Consider the following 4,006-nt stretch of genomic DNA (forward strand, 5'->3'; position numbering starts at 1 on the left):
CCATCCGCCGACTTCCCCTGGCCCAACGCCCCGGCGGCCACGACCATCACGCTGCACACGCCCGGCTACTACACCCTCACCCGCACGTTCACCGATGAGGACGACGAAGCCAGCGATCGTTTCGACTCGTAGGCCCTCTCTGCCAAGCTTGGTTGAGACAGAACGATCAGTCCGTCGGGTGTAGCGAGTAGGGCGAGATGCGGATCAGGATCTTGTGACGTTGACCATGAATGACGTGTCGTCGGGTGGTCCAGAAGGACTGAGCGGGAAGGGGAGGAAAGAATCCGGACCGAGGGACGGCCAGACGACGCGGCGGACGTTCACCGCCGCATACAAGGTGAGGATCGTCGGGGAGTACGACGCGTTGACCGAGCACGGCGCACGGGCCGAGTCGCGGGGCACGGCCAGGCCCAGCACGGCGGCAACGTGTGGACGGCTGCGCCGGTCTGATCCTCGATCAGCTCCTTTACGGCCAGCCGCACCCCGGGACTGCCACCCAGGTGCGCCAACGACGGCACCACCACGGCCTCGCCCCGACGGTCCGTCGGGCGAGACCCCGGCGTAGCCGATGACCTTCCCCTTGTCCCGCAGGGCATAGCGGATCTCGCGGTGTGTCGCACCCGGCACGGTGCTCTTCGCCGCCTTCACCTTCGCCGTGAAATAGCCGTCGGCCGCCGGCCACTGTGCCGAGCGTCGCTCTGTGTTCCGGGTGGCGAGTGATAGCAGGAGCACCTCGGTGTCCAGGCCCATCGGCCTAGTGAGGACGACGTGCTCCGCCTCGCCGGCGGCGGGGTCGCGATCAGGCAGCAGCTCAACGTAGGCGTACTGAAGAACAGGGCCGTCCGTGGTCACGAGCCTCGGGTCGATCTGCTGGAAGAACGTCATGGCATCCAGCAACGTTTCCAGCACGCCGCGGCCGGCGACCGCCATGCGGTAGCCGTGTTGGGCCTCACCACGTGCCCGTTTCTGGTGGGCAGTCGCGGACTGGTCCAGCTCGACGTAGGCGGCCGGCAGGTCGGCGTACTCGGCCCAGGACGGCACCACCCTGGGGATCGTCCCGCCGTGCATGGGGACGCCGAGCACGCGACGCTCGACGAGTAGGCCGTCGAACCCGACATGAGCGTGGGTTTCGCAGTTGCGGATCAACTCCAGGCCAGTGACCACCTGGCCGAGGCGATCCTTTGCCCGGATCTGCCGGTACGGGTCACCCAGCGCGTGCGCGAACACCGCCTCGTCCAGGATGTTGACCGCGAAGCACGCCTGAGCGGCCTCGATCAACGCGGCCTCCACATCCTCGATCGTCGCGTACCAGAACGCGATCACCGCCCGGCGAAGCGCGCGCATGTACACGACGGCCTTGGCGAACTGCTCGTCCGGCAGCACGAGACCTTGATTCACCGCTCTACCCTGTGTGACCGCTGCAGGCTAGTGCGAGTCGATTTCTCCCAACCGACGGCTGCACCCAGCGACCCACCTGACTCCCGCCAGCCTGCCGTGAACCCACCCCTATCACTGAACGTCACAGCAGTCTCGCGTACGGCACCCACCCCGACCCGACACCGCATGCAAACACACGTTCGTATGCGGTGTCGGGTCGAGGGGCACGCCGGGCCCGCGCGGTCGTCGGGTAGCCGGGCCGACGCCCACTTGCACATCGTCCGGCGCCCGACGCAGGTGGGGACCAGAGCCTCCTCCACTGGACTACGACACGCCGACCCCCAGTCCCTGCCGGACCGCCTGTTATATCTGCTGTTATTCTGGCCACCCAGACTGGACGGGATCGTGGAGGTAGCGGGTGGAGCAACCGAGGCACCGGATCGACGGCCTTCTGAGCCGGCGGACCGCGCGGCGGGTCATCCGGCCCCACGCCCTCCTGATGGCTGACGTCGTATACGCGGCCTGGGACACGTGGGTGGACTTCGGCCAGAAGGCGCCCGACGTTCGGATGAAGCTGAGGTCGTTGGGTCGCGCCGTCGACGTGTACGAGTTCATGGGGTTTGAGATCGCCAACCGCTTCGACAAAGTTCGCGGCTGCGAGGTGACGAACGAGGACGGCCAGACCGTCCTGACCTTCGGGGGCGGCGAGCTGAAGGCGTCCTTTAACAAGATCGACTTGGGTGGTGTCTCAAAGCCCACTACGGCGCGACAGCTTCGGATCTTCTCCCAGGCCGATCTTCAGGAAGAGGTCCTGCCCAGCATGCCTCGCGTGACCTGGGCACGGTGCGGCTACGTTCTCGACCCGACCGAGACCCAAATCGCCCGCGCGGTCCTCCACTGCACGATCGATGGCAAGACAGCCTGGACTATCGACCTCCCCTCTCGGGCGGTCAAGCCGATCACGCCCCCCGCCCCGTTGCCTACTCCACTCGTGATGCCGATCGTGCCCTTGCCGAAAATCGCCTCCGCGTCGGTGTCTGCTCCCATGGAGAAGCCGTCCGCCGCGCCGAGCTGAGGAGGGTTCCATGAGATCCGCCAACCCGCGGATGATCTCACTCATACGGGAACTCCGCCGCATGACCCAGGCCGAGCTTGCGGAGGCGGCCGGCATCAAGCAGGGTTACGTCTCCATGATCGAATCGGGAGTTCGGACCGTGAGCGAGGACACGCTCACGGCGATCGCAGACGCGTTCGATTGTCCCGTAGACCTTCTATGCCAAGAGGCTCAGATTCGCGGGGGAGAGGCCCAGGATCTTCACTTTCGGCGCCGCAAGACGCTGTCGATCACAGAACGGCGGCGTGTGGAGGGGAAGCTTCACCTCGCTTATCTCACCATTCGCGGGATGCTCCAGGGCATCGACTACGAACCGGCCCTGACGCTGCCCACGCTCAACCTGGACGACGTCGAAAGCCCGGTGGAGGCCGCGCGCATCGTGCGCCGCCTATGGCGTATCCCGACGGGCCCGATCTATAGCGTCACGGCGTACCTTGAGGCGGCCGGGGTGTTCCTCGTCCCATGCAACGCGCCGAACAAGGTCGATGCCGTGACGCGGCGTTGCGATGAAGGTTGGCATGTCACCGCCTTCAACCGGGGAATGCCTACCGACCGCGAGCGGATGACCTACTCTCACGAGCTGGGTCATCTCGTTCTTCATACCGGGTACAGCCCGGATACCGAAGTGGAGGCGGACCAGTTTGCGGCCGAGTTCTTGACTCCCGCCGATGAGATTAGGCCGTCCCTGGTTGGACTCACCACCCGCGATCTTGGACGTCTGATTGACCTCCGCCTGGTCTGGAAGGTCAGCGTTCCCTTCCTCGTACGCCGGGCGGCCGACCTGGGCGCGATCTCGGAACGTCAGCAAAAGTCGTTCTATGCGATGCTCAACTCGCGCGGATTACTCTACCAGACGGTGGATCATCGACTTCCGGTCGAGGAGCCAACCCAGCTGCGCTTGATTATTGACGTGCATCGTACTCAGCACGGCTACTCGCTGGAGGACCTGGCAAATGCGGCGCTCATGACCCCGCCGCGATTCGCCAAGGTATTCGGAGTCGCGCGTAGCGGCGGAGGCCCGAACCTGCGCCTTGTTGGAGAGAATCAATAATCTATGAGCGTGACAGTGCCCAACGAGGTACAGGAAGCCGCCATCAAAGTGTGCGGTGCGGCTTTTCACTACCGCAGCCGGCTGCGTGGTGTGCTCGTGTCATCCGGCGTGCCGGAGCAGATGTACGAGCGTTTCGCGGCGGTCTCGAACTCAAAGTATACGATCGCACGCCAGGTGTTCGGCGAGCTGGAGAACCGGGGACCGGCGGGGGCCGCGATACAGCAGCGTATCGTTGAGGAACTCTGCCTGGTAAAGAAACCCGACCGAGAAGCCCCTGATCAAAAGGCCGGCATCGAGGCGATCGAGGATCTTCGCGACCTTACGCATGACACCATTGTCCCGTCGTCTGAACGGGTGGCGGTCAAGGAACGGACGCGCAAGCAGGAGACCCGGACCCAAGCTAGACTTTCGCGAACAGAGAAGCTCGCAGAGCTGAAAGGTCGCTTTCGGGGACTCCAGGATGG

Annotated in this window: 4 protein-coding genes; 3 read left to right on the forward strand and 1 reads right to left on the reverse strand. The window is 64.9% G+C overall.

Annotated elements, in window-relative coordinates:
* Nucleotides 1-204: 204 nt before the first annotated feature.
* The gene (locus U9980_RS24090) at nt 205-1,398 is read right to left on the reverse strand and encodes a hypothetical protein (protein ID WP_322770020.1); all 1,194 of its coding nucleotides are present in this window, start codon (nt 1,396-1,398) and stop codon (nt 205-207) included.
* A gap of 397 nt (nt 1,399-1,795) precedes the next feature.
* On the opposite strand from U9980_RS24090, the gene U9980_RS24095 reads away from it, so the two are divergent.
* The 3 genes from U9980_RS24095 to U9980_RS24105 form a co-directional block, all read left to right on the forward strand.
* Nucleotides 1,796-2,452 (forward strand): hypothetical protein, encoded by a 657-nt coding sequence (locus U9980_RS24095; RefSeq protein WP_322770021.1) that lies wholly within the window; start codon nt 1,796-1,798, stop codon nt 2,450-2,452.
* A gap of 10 nt (nt 2,453-2,462) precedes the next feature.
* The gene (locus U9980_RS24100) at nt 2,463-3,542 is read left to right on the forward strand and encodes an XRE family transcriptional regulator (RefSeq protein ID WP_322770022.1); all 1,080 of its coding nucleotides are present in this window, start codon (nt 2,463-2,465) and stop codon (nt 3,540-3,542) included.
* Between the two features lie 3 nt (nt 3,543-3,545).
* Nucleotides 3,546-4,006 (forward strand): hypothetical protein (locus U9980_RS24105; RefSeq protein ID WP_322770023.1); only part of this gene is annotated, 461 nt, incomplete at its 3' end.

This window comes from Protofrankia sp. Cr1, assembly GCF_963555865.1.
Classification (GTDB): Bacteria; Actinomycetota; Actinomycetes; order Frankiales; family Frankiaceae; genus Protofrankia.

Bases quoted from the DNA above. Each gene is read 5' to 3' on its own strand.
- U9980_RS24100 (WP_322770022.1), top strand. From the start codon at position 2,463: ATGAGATCCGCCAACCCGCGGATGATCTCACTCATACGGGAACTCCGC.